This is a genomic window from Pseudomonas sp. 1121_17 (assembly GCF_052850745.1).
The window spans coordinates 693,420-712,806 of sequence record NZ_VXCX01000001.1 but is presented as its reverse complement, the minus strand read 5'-3'; the positions used below and the strand labels follow the sequence as shown (position 1 = coordinate 712,806).

Annotated in this window: 24 protein-coding genes; 7 read left to right on the top strand and 17 right to left on the bottom strand. The window is 52.0% G+C overall.

The window, feature by feature from the left end; genetic code table 11:
• Positions 1-22: 22 nt before the first annotated feature.
• Positions 23-625, top strand: a complete 603-nt coding sequence (locus FW789_RS03420; RefSeq protein ID WP_186698942.1) for a helix-turn-helix domain-containing protein — start codon at positions 23-25, stop codon at positions 623-625.
• A gap of 99 nt (positions 626-724) precedes the next feature.
• On the opposite strand, the gene FW789_RS03415 is transcribed toward FW789_RS03420, so the two are convergent.
• From FW789_RS03415 to FW789_RS03390, 6 genes are all read right to left on the bottom strand, one after another.
• Positions 725-1,930 (bottom strand): trans-sulfuration enzyme family protein, encoded by a 1,206-nt coding sequence (locus FW789_RS03415; RefSeq protein ID WP_446430923.1) that lies wholly within the window; start codon positions 1,928-1,930, stop codon positions 725-727.
• A gap of 16 nt (positions 1,931-1,946) precedes the next feature.
• Positions 1,947-3,500 carry an amino acid permease gene (locus tag FW789_RS03410; RefSeq protein ID WP_446430922.1) on the bottom strand — a complete coding sequence of 518 codons (1,554 nt, stop codon included), beginning with the start codon at positions 3,498-3,500 and terminating at the stop codon, positions 1,947-1,949.
• Between the two features lie 151 nt (positions 3,501-3,651).
• Positions 3,652-4,032 carry a RidA family protein gene (locus FW789_RS03405; protein WP_411564607.1) on the bottom strand — a complete coding sequence of 127 codons (381 nt, stop codon included), beginning with the start codon at positions 4,030-4,032 and terminating at the stop codon, positions 3,652-3,654.
• Positions 4,033-4,119: 87 nt separating this feature from the next.
• Complete coding sequence (locus tag FW789_RS03400) at positions 4,120-5,535, bottom strand: aldehyde dehydrogenase family protein (RefSeq protein ID WP_446430921.1); 1,416 nt, start codon at positions 5,533-5,535, stop codon at positions 4,120-4,122.
• A 2-nt stretch (positions 5,536-5,537) separates the two neighbouring features.
• Positions 5,538-6,587 (bottom strand): homoserine dehydrogenase, encoded by a 1,050-nt coding sequence (locus FW789_RS03395; protein ID WP_446431054.1) that lies wholly within the window; start codon positions 6,585-6,587, stop codon positions 5,538-5,540.
• 128 nt (positions 6,588-6,715) lie between these two features.
• On the bottom strand, positions 6,716-7,153 hold the full coding sequence (locus FW789_RS03390) for an Lrp/AsnC family transcriptional regulator (RefSeq protein ID WP_186698933.1): 438 nt from the start codon (positions 7,151-7,153) through the stop codon (positions 6,716-6,718).
• Between the two features lie 290 nt (positions 7,154-7,443).
• Here FW789_RS03390 and FW789_RS03385 point away from each other — a divergent pair, with 290 nt between their 5' ends.
• The 4 genes from FW789_RS03385 to alr all read left to right on the top strand — a co-directional run bounded on the left by FW789_RS03385 (position 7,444) and on the right by alr (position 11,253).
• Positions 7,444-7,926, top strand: coding sequence for a DinB family protein (locus FW789_RS03385; protein ID WP_225913027.1), 483 nt, complete (start codon positions 7,444-7,446; stop codon positions 7,924-7,926).
• Positions 7,927-8,045: 119 nt separating this feature from the next.
• Positions 8,046-8,945, top strand: a complete 900-nt coding sequence (locus tag FW789_RS03380; protein ID WP_446430920.1) for a LysR family transcriptional regulator ArgP — start codon at positions 8,046-8,048, stop codon at positions 8,943-8,945.
• Between the two features lie 116 nt (positions 8,946-9,061).
• A complete protein-coding gene (locus FW789_RS03375) occupies positions 9,062-9,700 on the top strand; it encodes an FMN-binding negative transcriptional regulator (protein ID WP_186698927.1) in 639 nt (212 codons plus the stop codon).
• Between the two features lie 323 nt (positions 9,701-10,023).
• On the top strand, positions 10,024-11,253 hold the full coding sequence (gene alr / locus FW789_RS03370; protein ID WP_446430919.1) for an alanine racemase: 1,230 nt from the start codon (positions 10,024-10,026) through the stop codon (positions 11,251-11,253).
• Positions 11,254-11,613: 360 nt separating this feature from the next.
• On the opposite strand, the gene FW789_RS03365 is transcribed toward alr, so the two are convergent.
• From FW789_RS03365 to FW789_RS03345, 5 genes are all read right to left on the bottom strand, one after another.
• Positions 11,614-12,282: a PDC sensor domain-containing protein gene (locus FW789_RS03365; protein ID WP_446430918.1), complete on the bottom strand. Its 669-nt coding sequence runs from the start codon at positions 12,280-12,282 to the stop codon at positions 11,614-11,616.
• 71 nt (positions 12,283-12,353) lie between these two features.
• Positions 12,354-13,136, bottom strand: a complete 783-nt coding sequence (locus FW789_RS03360; RefSeq protein ID WP_446431053.1) for an ABC transporter ATP-binding protein — start codon at positions 13,134-13,136, stop codon at positions 12,354-12,356.
• A 62-nt stretch (positions 13,137-13,198) separates the two neighbouring features.
• Positions 13,199-13,909 (bottom strand): ABC transporter permease, encoded by a 711-nt coding sequence (locus FW789_RS03355; RefSeq protein WP_186698923.1) that lies wholly within the window; start codon positions 13,907-13,909, stop codon positions 13,199-13,201.
• The gene (locus FW789_RS03350; RefSeq protein WP_186698921.1) at positions 13,906-14,634 is read right to left on the bottom strand and encodes an ABC transporter permease; all 729 of its coding nucleotides are present in this window, start codon (positions 14,632-14,634) and stop codon (positions 13,906-13,908) included. The genes FW789_RS03355 and FW789_RS03350 overlap by 4 nt, the downstream gene beginning before the upstream one ends.
• A gap of 52 nt (positions 14,635-14,686) precedes the next feature.
• Positions 14,687-15,469 (bottom strand): transporter substrate-binding domain-containing protein, encoded by a 783-nt coding sequence (locus FW789_RS03345; protein WP_047583110.1) that lies wholly within the window; start codon positions 15,467-15,469, stop codon positions 14,687-14,689.
• A 962-nt stretch (positions 15,470-16,431) separates the two neighbouring features.
• On the opposite strand from FW789_RS03345, the gene FW789_RS03340 reads away from it, so the two are divergent.
• Both FW789_RS03340 and FW789_RS03335 read left to right on the top strand, forming a co-directional pair.
• Complete coding sequence (locus tag FW789_RS03340) at positions 16,432-16,620, top strand: hypothetical protein (RefSeq protein WP_446430917.1); 189 nt, start codon at positions 16,432-16,434, stop codon at positions 16,618-16,620.
• A gap of 200 nt (positions 16,621-16,820) precedes the next feature.
• Positions 16,821-17,042 (top strand): hypothetical protein, encoded by a 222-nt coding sequence (locus tag FW789_RS03335; protein WP_186698914.1) that lies wholly within the window; start codon positions 16,821-16,823, stop codon positions 17,040-17,042.
• Between the two features lie 240 nt (positions 17,043-17,282).
• Here FW789_RS03335 and FW789_RS03330 read toward each other — a convergent pair whose 3' ends face one another.
• From FW789_RS03330 to FW789_RS03305, 6 genes are all read right to left on the bottom strand, one after another.
• Positions 17,283-17,576 (bottom strand): hypothetical protein, encoded by a 294-nt coding sequence (locus FW789_RS03330; protein WP_446430916.1) that lies wholly within the window; start codon positions 17,574-17,576, stop codon positions 17,283-17,285.
• A complete protein-coding gene (locus FW789_RS03325; RefSeq protein ID WP_446430915.1) occupies positions 17,564-17,917 on the bottom strand; it encodes a LexA family protein in 354 nt (117 codons plus the stop codon). Before FW789_RS03325 ends, FW789_RS03330 begins: the two co-directional genes overlap by 13 nt.
• An 8-nt stretch (positions 17,918-17,925) precedes the next feature.
• Complete coding sequence (locus FW789_RS03320; RefSeq protein WP_150569008.1) at positions 17,926-18,141, bottom strand: hypothetical protein; 216 nt, start codon at positions 18,139-18,141, stop codon at positions 17,926-17,928.
• A gap of 67 nt (positions 18,142-18,208) precedes the next feature.
• Positions 18,209-18,712, bottom strand: a complete 504-nt coding sequence (locus FW789_RS03315; protein ID WP_446430914.1) for a DUF2514 domain-containing protein — start codon at positions 18,710-18,712, stop codon at positions 18,209-18,211.
• Positions 18,709-19,140, bottom strand: a complete 432-nt coding sequence (locus FW789_RS03310; protein ID WP_446430913.1) for a lysozyme — start codon at positions 19,138-19,140, stop codon at positions 18,709-18,711. The genes FW789_RS03315 and FW789_RS03310 overlap by 4 nt, the downstream gene beginning before the upstream one ends.
• Positions 19,140-19,367 carry a hypothetical protein gene (locus FW789_RS03305; RefSeq protein ID WP_446430912.1) on the bottom strand — a complete coding sequence of 76 codons (228 nt, stop codon included), beginning with the start codon at positions 19,365-19,367 and terminating at the stop codon, positions 19,140-19,142. The genes FW789_RS03310 and FW789_RS03305 overlap by 1 nt, the downstream gene beginning before the upstream one ends.
• Positions 19,368-19,387: the final 20 nt, after the last annotated feature.

Below are 19,387 nucleotides of genomic sequence, written 5' to 3'. Positions count from 1 at the left end.
ATTTAGAGCATTTTACTGACCAATGACCATAAAAGTCAATATATCGACCGACCCAGAAACCCATGTCCAACAGGTCAGCGAGGCAGTCGCCAAGCGGCTTAGGGAGGTACGCAAGCAGCAGAAAATCTCTCTTGATGAGCTTGCCCGTCGCTCAGGCGTCAGCAAGGGAATGGTAGTGGAGATTGAAAACTGCAAAGCCAACCCAAGTATCGGCATCCTCTGCAAGATATCAGCAGCGCTTGGATTGTCCGTCGCTGATGTCGTGAATGTGGCAAGCACCCCCACGGCCCGCCTTATTGAGGCGCAGGAGATCCCAACGCTCTGGAATGGGCCTGAAGGTGGCACAGCCCGCTTACTCGCAGGCACCAGCGGGCCCAACATGATTGAGCTGTGGAAGTGGGAAATTAAACCTGGTGAAATTTTCGAGTCCGGCGGCCATCCCACTGGCACCTTCGAGCTGTTTCATGTTGAACAAGGTACATTGACTCTGGAGATCAGCGAGACGACGCTTATCATTGAGCAGGGGTGCTCAGCAATTGCGAAAACAGATGCTCCCCATCGGTACATTAACAATGGAAATAAGACCGTCATTTTCGCCATGACCGTAGCCGAGCTACACCAGTAACTTTTTTCAAGTAAAAAAGCCTCCCAGGTAGGGAGGCAAAGAGGGTTACCTACGAAGATCAGTGATTCGGGAGATTGCATGAGGTCTCCCGAATGCATTTCAGTTACTGAAAGTCTCGTCCAGGGCTGCCGAAATATCCTTGATCAGGTCGTCAGCATCTTCGAGACCAATAGAAAGACGCAGGTGACCATACTCAAGGAACTCTTTTGGATAGTGCTCGGAGCCACCACGGGCTTCAGGGCCCACGTGAACGATGAGTGATTCATCGTGGCCGATGGAAACGGCTGAAGTGATGACCCTAAGCTTCGCAACGAAGCGATTCTGCTTGTCAGAGCTGCCTTTGACAGCAAACGCCATCACACCACCGAACCCATTACCTTCGAACTGACGACGGGCCAGTTCGTGCTGAGGGTGAGAAGGCAGGCCCGGGTAGTAGACGTAGGCAATCCGATCATCGGAATCCAGGAACGCAGCCACCTTCTCAGCCGTAGCGAGATGCTGACGGATACGCAGAGGCAGGGTCACTGAGCCACGCATGATCAGCCAGGCATTGAATGGGGAAATGACAGCGCCCAAGTCAACCAAGGCGTCATGCTTGATCTTGCCGATCAGTTCTTTGCTGCCGATCACAACACCACCCATGGCGTCACCATGACCGTTGATGTACTTGGTCAAAGAGTGAACAACCAGATCAGCCCCTTTGCTCAAGGCGTGGAAGAACGGTGGCGGGGTGAAGGTTGCGTCAACCGACAGCAGAGCGCCATGCGCTTTAGCAATTTCTGCCAAGCCTTCGATATCAGCGACCTTGGTGGTCGGGTTCCCGATGGACTCAGTGTGGATCAGCTTGGTGTTAGGCTTCATTGCCTTACGTACCGCGTCCAAATCCCCCATGTTGACGAAGGTTGCTTGAATGCCATAGCGCTCAGGAAGCAGCTCTGCGAACAAACGCCACACCGCTTCATAGGTCACGTCGCCGACAACAATGTGATCTCCACTTTTCAGAAAGGTGAAGAACACCGAGTGCAGTGCAGCAACGCCGGTCGCAAACGCAGCTGCAGCCTCACCACCCTCGATAGCTGCGAGCTTTTTCTCCAGGCACACCTGGTTGTGGCCTGCGTTACGGGTGTAGACCAACCCATCTGGGCTCGACCAGTCCATATCTTCCGGGTCATCAGGAAGACGATAAGAGTTTGCCATAACCAGCGGGGTGCGCACGGCGCCGGTGGTGACATCCATAACGTTGCCACCATGAACTGCCTGGCTGCTAACGCCCAACGTGGCCAGGTTTTCTTTATCAGGACGCATCTTAATACCCTCTTACTTATTGAACTTCTTTTAATGTGGGCTTAACAGCCAACTGTTCGTTTGCTTCAGCAGCAGCGTTTGAGACCAACTCCTGATTTTCATCGAATTTCAATTTACCGTTTGCGATCCCGTAAACTCGACCTCGAACAACATACCAGCCAATTACAAGAACCGCTGCATAGAAGGGAATAGACGCTGCGGAGTACGTACCCACTGGATAGTCGCAAGCAATCAAAATGAAGACCAGAACGAAAAATGCCAGGGTTGCATAACCGCTATAAGGCGCAAACATCATCCTGAATTTGGGCCGTTCGATAAGGCCTTGCTGGGAAAGCTTGAAGAGCTTGAGCTGGCACAGAATAATCACTCCCCATGCACCAAGCATCAAAATAGCCGTCAACGACATAGCAATTTCAAAAGCCTGACCAGGGAGAAATGCGTTCATTGCAACGCCAACCAAGGAGGCAATTGTCGTGAACATAATCCCTGCAAACGGAACCCCATTGCTGTTCATTTTCACAAGGAATGGCGGCGCAGAGCCTGTTACAGCAAGCGAGCGAAGAATACGTCCAGTGGTATAAATCCCAGCATTGAGAGATGAAATGGCAGCAGTGAACAACACCATATTCATGATTGCATCAGCACCGCGCACCCCAATGGCACCGAAGAAGGTCACCAGTGGACTCACTCCTGGGATGTAAGAGGAACTCGGCATAAGCAACGAAAGCAGCAATATAGTGCCAACATAGAAAACAACAATACGGAAGACAACTGCGCGAATGGCTTTAGGCATGACCTTTTCAACATCTTGGGCCTCCCCTGCTGCTGTGCCAACAAGTTCAATACTGCCGTAAGCGAACACTACGCCTTGTATCAAAATTACAGCCGGCATCACACCATAAGGGAACCACCCCCCATGATCTGAAATCAACTGAAATCCAGGAACATGGCCATCGATGGGTGTACCGAAGATAACCATGTACACACCCACGCAGAGGAATGTAACCAGGGCTGCTACTTTAAAAAAGGCAAACCAGAACTCCAGCTCGCCAAAAATCTTGACTGACACCAGGTTAATACCAGTAATAATCGCTAGCACACCCAGTGCGGAGGCCCATTGTGGGACATCTTCGAGGAATGGGACATACGCCTTGAAGAAATTGAGGTAAAGCGCCGTCGCAGTGAGCTCAGCAATCGCAACCGCTACCCAGTTTGTCCAGTACATCCAACCCGCGGCATAAGCCAGTTTTTCACCATAGAACTCTCGGGCATAGGACACGAATGACCCGGTGGACGGCCTGTGAAGAACCAACTCACCAAGAGCGCGAATGATGAACCACGCAAAAACACCGCACACAGCGAATGCAAAAACAAGTGAAGGGCCGGCCTCAGAAAGTCGAGCACCTGCACCTAGGAATAAACCGCTGCCAATCGCCCCACCAATGGCGATCATCTGTATTTGACGAGCTCGCAACGTCTTTTTGTAACCGACGTCTTCCGCACCAACATACTTAACCCGGCTTGCACGCTCATTAGCTGGGCCAGCAGACACACTCTCTTTAAAGCTCATACGCCAACACCTTGTTATTGTATTACGGCAAGGTGCAAGTCATACACACCTTACATACGCAGCATATTCACATCGAAAAGTCATCAACCCGCACACTCCAAGCCAGGTAGACCTGGATGTAGCCAGCAGACAATCTATAACCGCACGACAGTTAGTGAGAATCGCCAATAAAAGCTTGAACTTCTATCTCAACATCCACACCCAGTACCAGCTCAGAAACAACCGTCGAGCGCGCAGGCAGATTTGTGCCGAAGAATTCTTTATAGACTTCATTCAAGCCATCAAAATGACTCAAATCTGACAACCATACTGTTGCCTTGACGACCTGATCAAAACTGGCCCCAGCCGCAGCCAAGGTTTCACCAATGCGCAGGCACACAGCTTTGGTCTGAGCCCTGATGTCACCCTTTATGAGATCACCAGATGCGCTAACCGGAATCTGCCCTGAAAGGAATAAAAAACCACCCGCCTTCGCTGCCCTGGAAAGAGGGAGTGGTGCCTGGCTAGGGTATCGTTGAATAAGGTTGCTCATTATCGCTCCCCTGATCTTGGATAAGGGGCACGGATGCCCCTCCTTTACTACCTGACGAAAAACCGGCCCCTGAAGTGTCTTCAGTCGTTACTCACTGGGCCCGTTCAGGCAAATGACCTTAGGCTGGGTCATATCTTCGTAGGCGAAGCGCACACCCTCACGCCCCATGCTGCCGTACTTGAAGCCACCAAATGGCATTGCATCGAAACGGTAGTCAGACGAATCGTTGATCATCACACCACCCGCCTCAAGCAGCTTTGCTGCCTTCATAGCGGTGTTCAGATTGCTGGTGAAAATGCCAGCGTGCAGGCTGTACTCTGGCTCGTTGGCGAGCGCCAGAGCATCTTCGAGCGTGCTGATCTCCTGCAGAATAACGATGGGGCTGAACACCTCTTCCTGCCAGACCTTACACTCAAAGCTCACGTCTTCCAGGACGGTTGGATAGAACAGTGTGCCCTCCCGCTTGTTACCAAGCAGAACCTTGGCCCCCTTGCTGACAGCTTCCTGTACAGAATCCTCTGCACGTTTGGCCGCTGCCTCAGAGATCATTGGGCCGACGTCCGTCGCCTCGTTTGACTGATTCCCTACTACCAAAGCGCGGGACTGCTCGACGAACTTCTCTTTGAAGATCTGATAGATCTTGCTGTCGATCAGAATCCGCTGGGTACCAATGCAATTCTGCCCTGCCGCCCAGTACGCGCCCGAAACGCACGACTCGACGGTGGATTCAAGCTCGCAGTCGGCCATGACGATCACTGGCGCATTACCACCAAGATCCATCGCAATCTTCTTGAGGCCGGCAGTCTTGGTAATCTGCTCGCCTGTAGCAAAACCACCTGTGAAGGAGATCATCCGTACAGCGCGGTGGGCAACCAACGCCTTACCCAGTTCAGCGTCACCGGTAGCCACCGAAACAACTTCAGTAGGCAACCCAGCCTTGTTCAGGTAACTCACCAGCTTGACGGCGGACAGCGGAGCGAGCTCGGAAGGCTTCAGCACCACTGAGTTGCCGCCGGCGATGGCCGGGCCCAGCTTATGAGCAACCAGGTTCAGCGGGTCGTTATAAGGGGTGATAGCCAAGATCACACCCAGAGGCTCGCGAGTGAACCACCCTTGGCGAGATTCAGAACCAACATAAGAGTCGAATGGAATCACCTCTCCGGCGTTACGCTTGGCCTCTTCAGCTGAAAGCTTGAGCGTGTTTACACAGCGGAGAACTTCCTTGCGCGCTTGGCGAATTGTTTTACCAGACTCCGCTGAAATGAGTTTCGCGAAATCATCCTTGTCCTTCTCCACCAGTGCAGCTGCGTGCTCCAGAATACGAGAGCGGTCAGCGCGAGAAAGGTTGCGAGCGGTCACAGCACCGTGCTTGGCAGCATCGATCACCAAGTGAGCAGAAGTGGCAGGAACCTTGGCTACCTCACCAATCACAGAACCATCAAACGGGTTGAATACTGGGATCTCTTCGTAATCTGTGGACAGAGCCAGACTCAAGCTATTCATATTCAGATCGCCTGTTTGGTTTTGTTCTTGTGGATGCTGATGATGTCGGACAGCAGTGCGTAGGCAGTTTCAATACGGCCAGCACCAGCACCTACAACAGTGACCGGGCCCAGCAGGTTGGTTTCGAAGCTGACAGCGTTTGTGGCGCCACTTACTCCAGCCAATGCATCAGAGTTGGGGAGGAGTTGCGGGCTGACCGAGGCAATTACAGTACCTGCCGAGGTACGCTGAGCGCTGCCGATGAGCTTCCAGCGGGAGTCATTGCGGGCCGCGTTTTGAATGTCTGCAGCAGTAATATTCGAGATGCCCTCACAGCACACATCGTTCGGGGTCAGCTGCGCGCCCAGCAGCTCATTGGCCAGAATGACGACCTTCAGACGGACATCGTGACCTTCAACGTCAGCAGTTGGGTCTGCTTCGGCATAGCCCAGCTCCTGAGCCTTCGATAAGGCATCGCTGAAGTCGAGCCCGGCTTGCATGCTGCTGAGAATGAAGTTGGAGGTGCCGTTCAAAATGCCCTTGAAGCCAGTGATTTCCGAACCGGCCAATGTTTCCTGGGCCAGACGGATCACTGGAGTACCGCTCATCACGGCACCTTCAAACTCAAAGGCTGCACCATTCGTCGCAGCCAGCTTCTTGAGCGCAGTCGAGTGGAGAGCCACTGGGCCTTTGTTAGTAGTCACAACGCTAATGCCCTTTTCCAGAGCCCAGCGACAGAATGTGGTTGCTGGCTCACCATCAACCGGATTGGTGAATGTGGCCTCAGCAACAATATCTGCACCGGAAAAACGAATGACCGTCTCGTTGGCCGGCTCAGCGCTACCATTTTCCAGAGCTGCAAAGGCGCCTTTGGCTACAGGCACCGCTACCAATTTTTTGGGATCCAGGCCGTCCTTACCAATCACCGAACCCAAGAAAATGTCGCTAACGCCAACGATTTTCAGCGTAAAGCCAAGCTCGGCAGCCCACAGTTCATTCTTCTCGGCTACCAGTTGGGCCAGAGCACGGTTCACACCACCGAAACCCAGCAAAGCAATTTTGTATTCAGTCACAGCAACGGCCTCATATTGTTGTTTACCACGGGAGGAAATCGTAAGCCGCAACCCTGCTTTACCAAATATGCCAAACAGACCGTTTTTGCTAGCAAAATGCTCGCGTCGCATGTCGGTTTGCCTGTTACCTATTTTGTGTGGGACAACACAAAGGAAGTCACAGTGTTCACCACGCCAGGGAGACTGGAAATATCAGTCCACACCTTATTTATTCTATCTGGAGAACAAGCTTCGACAGTCAGAACAATATCAAGATCGCCACTCATAACATTGCACGCAACCACTTCAGGGATTGCAGCCACAGAGCGCACCACCTCCGCTCCTCTCATGCGATCCTGTCGGTAAACAAACACGAGCGCTCGTATCGGAGGGTGCTCTGAAGTGGCAGACCCCTTTACTATGGTATACCCTTTTATATATCCATCTCGTTCCAATCGCTCAATCCGAAGCCTGACAGCGTTTCTAGAAAGGTTAACTTTCATCGCAATATCATTGTGAGCTAAACGCGAATTCCTAGTAAGTTCCTCGATGATCCTTTCATCGATTTTGTCCAAAGTGCGTTTCATCGCCACCTCCGGATCGCGCAAAGCAATCACACACACGTAAATTATTGTTTGAGCCCCGCACCTAGACACCCTCAGACTCGATCGAAGCAAGCTTGCTTTCCGGTTAAGGATTGGCCCGCCCTGGGAGCTTAGAGGCAGCCGCAGAACCCACTGCGCAGTGTTTTTTCACCAAGCGCCACCACAGCTTCGTGCCATCGACCGAAAAAGTCAATATACTGACCGCCGCCTCACCTTCCAGCATTTGCCTGTACGGCAAAGCCACCCAGTCCCGTGAGAGCAGAGGAGAAAAAATGACTGCTGCAGGCGTTTTCCACTCGTTATTCCAATACAAAGCTTGGTCTGAATCCGAGCTGTTCAAAATTTTGGCAGAGTCGCCTAATACATTCACTGCACCCCACCAGTCGGAGGCGCTCTGGCATCTCGCTCACATCAACATCGTGGACAACCTTTTCATTGGGCGGTTGCTCGGCGATGCCATGCCGTGTGACTCGACTACAACAGAAGAGCCGCAGCGTTTATCTGACCTGTCATTGAAATTCACAGAAGCAAACAATTGGTTTGTCAACTACACCAAAGCGGCCACTGAAGCTGATCTGGAGGAAAGGTTAATTTTTGTGTTTGCAGATGGTAAGCCTGGAAATATGAACAAGTCAGAAATGTTGAGCCATGTTTTATCCCACGGCCTGCTGCATCGTGGAATGGTTAGCGGCCTACTACCCTTTGCCGCCGCAGAGGGCTGGCATGATCACTTTTCTACATTCTTGAAGAGCTGATTCAGGTTCCAGTGCTGCTCCATACCGGGGCGCCCGTACTATACGAACCAAGACGTATAAGCTGAAATAAAGACGACTTGACCAGCACTCCTGACAATTAGCAAAGCGGAATACTGATTATGAAGATCGATAATTTGCAGCTTACCGCTTTTTCATCAGTGATTCGGGAGGGCAGCTTTGAGGGCGCGGCTAGAAAACTGCACATAACTGCCTCCGCGATCAGCCAGAGAATCAAGCAGTTAGAAGACAGGGTTGGACAGGTATTAATCATGCGAGGCTCGCCCTGCAAAGCTACTCCAGCAGGAATCACGCTATTGAAGTTTACCGAAACAATCGACTTTCTTGAAAACGAATTAAACCAAGACCTGGGCCTTCTCGATAATGGATTTCACAACCAGACCAGGATTCCCATCGCAGTAAACGCCGACTCCCTTGATACTTGGTTCATAGATGTTGTGGAATGGGTTAAAAATCAGTCAAACCTAACTTTCGACATCCGAATAGAAGACCAAGATCACTCACAGGCTTTACTTCGAGACGGCAATGTAGTCGCTGCCGTGAGTGGAAGCCACACTGCCGCACCAGGTTGCCAGGTAGAACACCTCGGAAAAATGCGCTATATCGCGCTAGCGTCAAGATGCTTTCATAATAAGCATTTCTCTGCTGGTTTGAGTACAGAGACGCTCTCCAAAGCGCCCCTGCTAGCATTCAACCACAAAGACGAAATCCAACACTCTTTCATGAGATTAATTTTAAACATAGATCTCGCCCCACCCGTTAATTACCTCCCCACCTTTCACAGTTTTTTTGAAGCGCTTGAACGTGGACTGGGCTGGGGAATGGCACCAGCGGTAGTGGCCACGACACTTATTGACTCTAAATTGCTAGTCAATATTGCCCCGAACCACTATGTAGATATCCCCCTTTACTGGCATCGATGGCGCTGTAACTCAAAGAATCTTGAGCTCTTGACTGCAGCCGTGCGCAAGCACGCCATGAGAAGCTTGCTTCCCTCTTAGGGCGCTTGCTGAACGCTGTTAGCAGCCCCGTGGCTGCCTGGAGCCCCCCCTGCGCTCACCCTTGCAAGCCACCTCAGATCACGTCAACCAAGCCCTTCTTATTAGAGACTGTAGACATGTATGTACCACGTCACTTCATGGAAGATCGAAAGGAAATTCTGCACAAGCTAATCATTGAAAATCCGTTTGGAACATTAGTTTCAAACGGACAATCAGGACTTGACGCCAACCACCTACCATTCGAGCTCGAGCCAAACATAGGCGAACTGGGAACACTGATGGCTCACGTATCGAAAAACAACCCTCTCCTAAACGACATAACCGCTCTGGATCAAGTACTAGTTGTATTCCAGGCGGGCAACGCTTACATCTCCCCCACCTGGCTACCCAGTAAAAAAGACTCCGAGCGTCAGGTGCCGACATGGAACTATTTGGTTGCTCACGCAAAAGGCCGTATAACATTTCACAACGATGAAGTCCATGTGCGCAAAATGGTTGCCCGACTAACAAAGCGCCATGAAGCGTCTATGGATAGCCCCTGGAAGATGTCCGACGCACCCAAAGACTATATAAGCGAGCTGTTGACCCACATCGTTTCCATCGAAATAGAAATCACCAGCCTGTTAGGAAAATCCAAACTTAACCAAGACGATGGGGCAACAGACATGATTGGGGCGGGGTCTGCGTTGATAGCGCAGGGCGAGCAAAAAATCGGAGTAGCGATGCTGGCAGCAGCAAAAAATCTCAAAGATTGATAGTCATCAGCAATCTAATCAGTCTCACGAACCACCTTAAACAATTAAAGCCATCACCACAAAATAAGCTTGCCGACGCCCTACACCCTGCTACTCGGGTAAGTAAAATTAGAGCACCATTAGAAAATCTAACCTGACCCTTTACACATCCTCCTCTAATAGTGATAAAACGAAGAAGTCACGAGCAGCGCTTAACTGCCTTTCTATTCCCCCTAATGAAACTGCACTAGAAAATGCAGAGGGAGGTAGCACTTGAGCGTAATCGGCACCCGGCAGCCCAACAACAAAAATTGACTAAGCAGTTCGCCCACGGAGAGATTCATATGCCATTCCGTCGTTCACTTCTCGCTATATCTTTAGGCCTCGCCTTTTGCCAAGCCCCTGTTTGGGCGGCGCCCCCGCTTAGCCTTCACAATGGCAGCGCTAACCTTGCCATCCAAGCGAGCAACGCTTGGGTAGAAGTTAACAAATCCGCATTCGAGCACAACATAAGAACCCTCCAGTCTACCTTGGAAGGGAAATCCAAGATTTGCGCGGTTCTTAAGGCTGACGCCTACGGACACGGTATCGGACTCGTGATGCCTTCGATTATTGCAATGCACGTACCCTGCGTCGCCGTTGCAAGCAACGAGGAGGCTAGAGTGGTGCGAGAAAGTGGATTCACCGGTGATCTGGTACGTGTCCGAACTGCGTCAATCGGTGAAATTCAGGATGCACTGAAGTACAACATTGAGGAGCTAATTGGGAATGCCCAATTAGCAAAAGAGGCTGGGGCCATTGCTGCACAGACGGGGAAAAAACTTAAGATACACGTCGCACTTAATGCAGGCGGCATGAGCCGTAATGGGTTTGAGCTCAAAAGCGAGCAAGGCCGTCAAGATGCTTTGAGCCTCACACATGATAAGAACCTCGAAATCGTGGCGATTATGACTCATTACGCTGTTGAGGATCGAGCAGATGTGATGAAGGGCTTAGAGGATTTTAAGAAGCAGTCGACCTGGCTCATTGAGAATGGGAAACTCGAGAGAAGCAAGATCAGACTACACACTGCGAATTCGTTCGCCACCCTTGAAGTACCTGAAGCTCGCCTGGATATGGTCAGACCCGGCGGGGCACTTTTTGGTGACACTGTCCCCTCGCATACCGAATATAAACGAGTTATGGAATTCAAGTCTCGTGTAGCGTCAGTTAACCCTTACCCCGCAGGAAACACGGTTGGCTACGATCGAACACTGACGTTGAAGCGCGACTCGAAGCTGGCCAATTTACCAGTCGGGTACTCCGACGGCTATCGCCGAGCCTTCACCAATAAAGGTTTCGTGCTTATAGATGGTCATCGCGTCCCTGTAGTCGGCAAGGTTTCAATGAATACCCTGATGATAGATGTCACAGACTTCCCTGACATCAAAGAAGGGGACGAAGTAGTGCTGTTTGGAAAACAGGGTGAGGCAGAAATTTCACAAGCTGAAATGGAGGATATAAACGGCGCACTGCTGGCTGATTTGTACACCGTCTGGGGAAACTCAAATCCTAAGGTGTTGGTAGAAAAATAAAACACTCTCATAATACAAAAACAAAATCCCTGAGCTCCTGCAGCCTGCAGTAACTCGGGGATTTTCATTAATGACTCTGTTAGGACATGGTCAATCGTCTGATACTTGCCTTGACAACAGTCGGCATATTGACTTTACGCCTCCCCTCCACCTAATGTTGTACGAGATCCATTTGTCACTTATAACAACAGACCGGATTAAGCCTTTGGCAATACACATGATTCTCTTTGACCCACAACCAGTGACTTACTGGCCTGCCATTCGGTCAGTGCGATGGAAATTAGGGTCATCCGTCCAGAATAATGGGTATTCCCATCCTCCACCGGTGTTACTGAACAACCAGCCATTTCCTGAATGCGCTCAGGTTGCACCAAGCAATACTGGAACTGCCGAAACGGCAGCAATAGGGGGCTTAATCTTAAAGATAAGCATAGCACCGGTGATGATCTCAACTAGGACTGTCACCCAAGCCAGAAATCCAGGAAGCCCAATGGATTCAAAGAAAGCCACGGTTCCGCTCATGGTAAACACGAACACTTTAAGAAAAAGCGAGTGCACAGGAGACGCTACAGTAAGCATAAGCTTTCCGTTCGTATCATCCCGATAAGGCTCGATTAACACAGTCCTACTCTTTAATGCTGCTGACTTGTACCAGGGGCGCGTACGCGGGTCATAGTCTGAAGGCATCTCATCTTGAGGACGTATTAAAAAGCCACCATCAGACTTTCCAAAGTACGTAAATGCGAATACTGAGTTCAAGACCGACTGTTCAAGAACAGCCAACTGCTTGCCCGCCTCCTCAGATGAAGCAAGTAACCCCTGCAAACTATCGAGCAACAGCAATCTGCCAGACATCCATTGTGAAATGCCACTGGCAGTTGATTGACTCAGGCCCGAAAGCTTTGCTTCAATGCCCCGATACAACGCATCATGTTGGAGGGTGTCGTTATACACCGCAAAACTCGTAAAAGAAGTAGCGACTACTAACGCAGCGGAAATTATAATCTTGCGCGAGAACATGAGTTTCATTGACGACCACCTTATCGCCGAAATACAAAGGCCAATCTAATTCGATTGGCCTGTAGGCATAGCATTGACTTTCATTTAAGACCGTTGGATAAGAACTGCTGCAATCGCTCACTTCGAGGGTTGGTCAGGATGTCTGCACCACCCTGCTCTTCAACTAGCCCTTGGTGCAAAAAGAGAATCTGGCTGGATACTCGCTTAGCAAAAGCCATCTCGTGTGTCACCATCAACATGGTTCGACCTTCCTCTGCCAGCGCCTGGAGAACCTTCAGCACCTCCCCCACCAGCTCCGGATCCAAAGCTGACGTTGGCTCATCAAAGAGCAATATCTCAGGTTCCATGGCCAACGCCCGAGCGATTGCAACACGTTGTTGCTGACCGCCAGACAAGAAGCCCGGGTACTGCGATGCCACCCGAGAGGGCAGGCCCACCTTATCTAGATACTCACGCGCTGCCTGTTCCGCATCGGCCTTCTTTACACCGAGAACTCGCTGGGGAGCCAAGGTGATGTTGTCCATGACACTTAAGTGACTCCACAAATTAAAGTGCTGGAAAACCATCGCCAAACGTGTGCGCAGCCTTTGGAGGTCTGCAGCTTGGGCTACACGAAGGCCATGCTTGTCCTTGACCATCGGGATTTGCTTTCCATCGAGCGTCATAGAACCGTCTGTAGGTGTTTCCAGAAAATTGATACAGCGCAGAAATGTACTTTTCCCAGACCCACTGGCTCCAATGAGGCTAATGACATCGCCTTTATTAGCCTGAAGCGATACGCCCTTGAGAACCTGGTGATCGCCGTAGCTCTTGTGCAGATTTTCAACCGTCAGCTTGTATCCTGACTCAAGATTTTTGCCCATGCGCTGGCTCTGCTCAATGCTATTTGGTGTTATTAAACTGGTCATCGGCGGCAATCCTAAAGTCAATGTACAGGGCCTAGAAACGACAACCAGCGTCGCTCAGCCAAACGGAACAACCCTACCAACGCAAATGAAAGAGCTAGGTAAATCAGCGCTCCGATCCCAAAGGACTGAAATGTCAGGAACGTTTCTGAGTTGGCATCACGGGCAATTTTCAAAATATCAGGAATCGTGGCGGTGAAGGCTACCGAAGTAGAGTGCAGCATCAGTATGACTTCATTGCTGTAATACGGAAGCGCTCGCCTCAATGCAGACGGCACTACCACGAACGCATTCAACCTCCAACCATTCAGTCCATAAGCTTTAGCTGCTTCGAGCTCCCCGTAGGGAATATTTCTGATTGCACCTGCAAAAATTTCAGTCGTGTAGGCACACGTATTGAGTGCAAAGGCCAAGATTGTGCAGTTCATTGCGTCTCTAAAAAACGCATCCAAGACGGGCTGGGATCGCACTGCAGCAATGCTGTAAATGCCGGTGTAGCAAATCAATAGTTGGATATAAAGCGGCGTCCCTCTGAACAGATATGTATAGAACTGCACGGGCCAACGGATATAGGCTCGTTCTGAAACCCTTGCAATTGCCAGTGGAATGGCCCCTAAAAAGCCGAGGACAATAGATGCCGTCAGCAACCATAGTGTCATGGCCAGACCAGTGATCTCCGTTCCATCCGTGTACAGGAAACTCTTCCAATATTCCTGCAGTAATTCAATCATTGCAAAGCCTCACGCGAGCCAGCAGAATATTTACGTGCAAGCCGCCGCAATACGTAGTTTGAGAGCGTTGTAATAAGCAAATAGACAAGGGCCGCAAGCACGAGAAAATAGAACAACTGAAAGGTGCTTTTACCGGCATCCTGGGCTGCTTTTACCAGATCTGCAAGGCCAATAATGGAAACCAAAGCAGTCGCTTTCAGCAAAACCAACCAATTATTCCCAATACCAGGAAGTGCAAACCGCATCATTTGGGGAAAGGTGATCAAAAAGAAACGCTGAGAGCGATTCAGCCCATAAGCAACTGCGGCTTCTCGCTGCCCTTTTGCCACCGCCAGCATTGCGCCCCGAAAAGTCTCAGTGAAGTAGGCCCCATAAATAAAGCCCAACGTTATTACGCCCGCTGCAAATGGGTCGATCTCAACATAACTCCACCCAAGGTACTGTGTCAGGTCGGTTAGCCAGGTCTGAAGGCTGTAGAAGATCAACAGCATCAGCACAAGATCGGGCACCCCACGAATCAGAGTCGTGTACAACTGCGCCGGCAACCTGACTACATATGCCGATGAAAGCTTGGCACTCGCGCCAATTAGACCCAAGATGACGCTCAACACAAGGGACAGTACTGATAGCTTGACGGTCATCCAGGCCCCTACCAACAGCAGTGGCCCAAAGCCCTGCATGCTAAGCCCTGGAAGGCCTACAGCTTCAAAGAAATTATCAATCATGATCGAAAACTCTTGGTGAAATGAAGCGCCTATGCGATATAGGCGCCTACAATCATTTACCGCTGTAAAGATTCAAATCACCAAAGTATTTTGACTGGAGCTTGGCATAAGTCCCATTTTCATGGATTGCCTTGATAGCCTTGTTCAGCTGCGCTTTAAGATCATCGTTACCTTTGACAACCGCAATAGCTGTTTTGGATGGCAGCAGTTCACTTTCGACCTGCTCACTCATCTCGTAACCTGCGCCTTGAGGAGAACTCAAGAATCCTGCTTTGGCTTGAAGCGTGTCTTGAATGGAGGCATCAAGACGGCCCGAGACTAGATCATAGTAAACCTGGTTCTGATTCTGATACGACTGAACCTTAACCCCTGCCTTCTTCAGAACCGCCTTAGCGTAACCTTCCTGGATACTTCCCTGAAAATAGCCAACACGCTTGCCTTTTAAAGCATTCACATCCGCACTGAGGCCGGACCCCTTCTTATACACATAGGATGTTGGGCCGGAGAACAACTCATCAGTGAAATCTACCGCTTTTTCACGTGCAGGCGTGACTGTCATTGAGGACAGGACACCATCAAATTTGTTAGCACGTAACCCTGGAATCAATCCATCAAAATCGCTCTCTACCCATTTGCATTCAGCTTTGAGCTCAGCACAGATGGCGTTGCCCAATTCGATATCAAAGCCCACAAGATTGCCGTCTGGAGATTTGGATTCGAAAGGAGCGTAGTTGGCATCCACACCGAAGCGAATCTCTGTATAGTCTTTAGCAGAGACAACGCCGGTAAATAATGGAAGAATTGCAAGAATTGACAGCTTACGAAGTGAAATCATGTTTGCTCCCTAGCTTTTGTAATTTATTCAGGGCTTTTGATGATTTTTGCCTGGGGCTCAGGCCAATGGCGCATTCGGGCTCCGTCCCCGCGAAGCAGATAAGCTGCCTCGCGCACCGTTTGGATCGAGAATTCCAAATCCTCACAAACGATGCTACGCCAACACTCAAAGCTGGGAACCTGTCAACTGGCTTTTAATTACGAGCAAAATGCCATCTTTTGCGAGCAAATTGCTCGAAACGCTAAATCCTCAAGCCCACACCGAGATACCGAGCACCGTCGATGGGGATACGCAATCACTCTCATACCGGACGGTTAGAACTCTCTAGATTGCGGGCCTCGGATGCTTCAGCGACTAACATGCTTTAGCAATCATATAGGCTTCTTCACATCAGGCTCACTCAAGAGAGCAGACAATGGGTGGCGCCTAGCGGTGATCCAGGCACCACTCCTCTGGAAGCGGTTACTTCGCTGAAATTGCTTCTATCGAAGCCTTCACTTGAATGCCCCTTCTGGCCCATAAAGCATCGAATAAACGATGCCGATTGAAATTACCGTCGCCAAAGTGATCCAGGCTGGGTCACGTGTTTGCAGCAGATGGAAAAACACAGGCGCAAAAAAATGAGGTCGATTGTCCCAAGGGCAAACATCCTTCTCTGGCCAACCTTGTCTCCAAGCCAGCCACAGTTAGGCTCGATTAACAGAGCATTCGCAATCTCAGCTGCTCGCTTCGCTGCCTCTTTGATATGCAAGCTGGTGGTATTGCCGATCGTTCCTCTCAGACCATCAGAAACTGCTGCAGCAGCAGATCGGTCCCAGACGAGGCACGATGTCAGTTTTTTTCTCCGGAAAACTACAACCAAAGGATGATCGGTCCACCCATCCAGCATGGATAAAATGCCACTATTAGGCCGCCACCTGGCGTAGTAGCTTTAGCGACTACTCACTGACAGGGATATCGCTATGAGAACCCACATCCAGTCGGCCATCGAAATGGCCAAAACCCCCTCCCGCTTCGCTTTGCTTCAAGCGCAGAAACAAGGCGATGAAATGCTCTACATCGTCAAGGCCCTCACGGATGCCATTGATGGGCTCACGGAGGCAATCCTGGTACTCGATAGCCATTTGGCCGACGTAGAGCGCAACCAGTAAGGCAGCCTGCCCCGGTCCGGAAAGCCCACGGACTGGGGTGGCTGCAACCTAGCGGTAGGTTCGAGCCAAGATAAAGAATTTAAACCGAGACACGCATTTGCTATCGACTGGGTTTCTCAATATGACTAATGCTAAGTCATCGCTGGGACGACGCCAGGAAGGAGGCGGTTGAAAATGCAGTCGCTGCAGGTGACCAGATAGTGGCCGACAGAATCAGCCAGTCCCAGTACCGCGACATTCGCCCCAAGGCAGCGTTTGAGATCGCATATGTCGACCACGCCAGCCTGCTGCTGGATCACACCAAGGGCGACATCGCCGAGCGGGTTTATCGCCGAGTAAGAGCACTCGCCAAGCCCAACCATCCCCAATGGTGTCCCACGGAGCGGTTTTGCCTACCCAAAAACGCAAAAAGCCCTGAATAATCAGGGCTTTGAATATGGCGGAAGCGTAGAGATTCGAACTCTAGGATAGTTGCCCATCGACGGTTTTCAAGACCGTGACACAAACGCCCGATTCATGCGGCTTAGACGCCAAAATCGATTCCAAAACAAACACGAAATAGCACGGCTACAGGCCGCATACCGCAAGGGTCGCTGTTTCAGTTTTGGAATCGATTTTGGCCGTTTCCTCCGGCGTCCTGCCGACCGAAACCAAACCCAAAACTACACCGCCCTGCACCACCAAGACTGCGCATACAGCACGCCGTCGACCTCCTCTACACCATTGATGTTGATGCCGAGCTGGGCCATGCCATTCACCTTCGCATCGTGCAGGCGCGGGATGATGTCGGCGCCGGGCGAATGAGTGAACACCCAGGCCTGCGTCGACACCCTGCCCAACGGCGCGCTGTGATGATCGCCGATGTGAATGTCTGCCTTCAGGGCCTGGATCTTCCCCAGCTGATCAGTCGGGATGGCCACGCCCAGCTTGCGCCGCCGGACGATCAGGAAATACATGACGTACGCCCATGGCTGCGCAGGCTGTAGGTGACCACTCCCCAGACCGAGAACTCGTCTCCCTCCATGATGAACCGCGGCGCATACCGGGGATTCTCCGAGCGCAGCACGATCTGCTGGCCAACGTGGTCAAGCCGCTTGCAGACCGGCTCGCCGTTGACGGCCGCGATGACGATGTGTCCGGCCCGCGCATCGATCGCCTTGTCGACGATCACCACATCCTCATCGAAGATCCCGGCACCCTCCATGCTGTCGCCGTCGATCCTCACCAGGTACACGCTGGGTCCACGGATCTGGAGAAGGTCGTCGAGTGAGATGGCCTGCAGGTCTTCGGCTCCCACGAAAGCACTCACGGAATGCATGGCTGGCCAGCCTCAAGGCCATAGAGACGAGCCGCCTCTGCCAGCTCGAGCATGTCCGCGAGCTGGTCGGCGTCAACCTCATTTCTGCGGTGAGCGGCCAATGCCATGACCTCGAGCACAGCCGCCCTTCCCTCCGGGTCGTCGGTCAAGGCAGCGACATCATCGAGCTCAGCGACCCAAAGCGCAGGTAAGTGTTGTGACATGGCGGCACCCGATACTGTATATAAAAACAGTATCGTAATGCCGAGCTGCGTCTCCGGCAATCGCCAGTCAGCGGATTACGCTCATGCCGGAGTATTCGCGTTCGCATTGACGCCCAGCTATCAGGGCACGGTCATAAGCTTTCGCCAGTTCTCCCGCTCGAGCATCAGCCCGTGCGAGCAGGTCGGAGAGCACCATGGCGGCGCGGGTGGCTGCCTGGCCTCTGGCGATAGCGGCGGTATCCGTGCCGGGGCAACCGACGGAGGTGGCGAGTTTTTCTGCGTCGTCGCGCATCCGCTGACCAGCAGGATCGGCGCCAGCAGCGCCAGAATCAGCAATCGTTCGTTCTTCATGGGCATGGGCTCTCGCCTCCTCCTGCGCCTGGGCGCGTTGATGTTCTTCTGCTCGAGCATCCCGTTCGCCCAGCACCTCGGCCAGGCGATCGCCGCTGTCACGAGTTGCTATAGCCGCGGTGGCACCTGCTCGCTCCACTGACCGGCCGTGCTGGTAAGTCAGCCAATACGAGCCGACCACGAGCAGAAGAGCGATCACTCTCACACCCCAACCGTTCACACCGGCTCCAAGAACAGATCGCGCTCAGCCTGGCGGCGCCGAGTCAGGCCAGCCAGAACCTTGCCACCCGCCTTGTTCCAGCGCGGGAACTGCTCAGCAGCAGCTGCATAGTTCCCGGCATTGAGCAGGCGGCGCAGCGTCGACGATTCAAGATTGGCGGCGCCGAGGTTGTAGGTGAAGCTCAGCAGAGCGGCCCATTGGTTCTGATTCAGCGGCGCCGTGATCAGGCGCTGCAGCTCTGGTTCAAAGCGCTGGACGTCGTTCAGCAACATGCGCTCGGCCTGCTCCTTGCTGATCGACATGCCAGACTTCACGCCACGGGTGGTCCCGTATCCGATGGTCCATACCCCGACGGAATCTTGGTAGGCCTGCAGGCGCAGACCCTCAAACGACTTGATGAGGCTCAAGCCTCTGTGACTTGTGCGCATCAGGCTTGCTCCTCTGTCGGCGCTTCCACCACCGCCTCGCCCGCGTCCTGCGCGGTGACGCGGACCTGGGCGCTGTAGCGTTTGATCACCTGCGCAGTACGCACGACCGCCGCCGGCTGGGCCTTGAGCAGCTCGCGCGCTGCGGCGTCAGCCTCCTGCTCGGTGGCGAATTCGTTCTGGTGAACAGGATCGAAGTTGTTGCTCGAGTTGATGACGATGAAGGGCATGGGCTTTCTCCAGGCAAAAA